Genomic DNA, 522 nt, shown 5'->3' on the forward strand with positions numbered 1-522 from the left:
AGTCGCGGTTTCACAAGAAGCCGGTGTTCTGGGGGCAGTCGAACCAGCGGGGTGCGGACGAGCTGGGCGAGGGCGGCGACGTCTCGGGTGCGGGTGCGTACACGCACATGACGATGCTGGCGGGGAACGCGACCGGCCTGCGGAATTTGTTCAAGCTGTCGTCGCTGGCGTCGATCCAGGGGTATTACCGCAAGCCCCGGATGGACCGGGAGCTGATCGCGGAGAACGCGGCGGGGATCATCGCGACCACCGGCTGCCCGTCGGGCGAGGTGCAGACCCGGTTGCGGCTGGGCCAGCGCGAGGCCGCGATCCAGGCCGCCTCGGACTACAAGGACATTTTCGGCGCGGGCAATTTCTTCCTGGAGCTGATGGACCACGGCCTCCCGATCGAGCGGTCGGTGCGCGAGGGCCTGCTCGAGATCGGGAAGCTGCTCGACCTTCCCCCGCTGGCCACCAACGACTCGCACTACGTGACCAAGGACCAGGCGGACACGCACTCGGCGTTGTTGTGCGTGCAGGCCG

At 67.8% G+C, this 522-nt stretch carries 1 protein-coding gene; it reads left to right on the forward strand.

What is annotated here, in order from left to right:
• Positions 1 to 522: PHP domain-containing protein (locus ABD156_RS47775; RefSeq protein WP_344288933.1), on the forward strand; the 522-nt coding region annotated here is incomplete at both ends.

This window comes from Amycolatopsis albidoflavus, from assembly GCF_039525725.1.
GTDB lineage: Bacteria > Actinomycetota > Actinomycetes > Mycobacteriales > Pseudonocardiaceae > Amycolatopsis > Amycolatopsis albidoflava.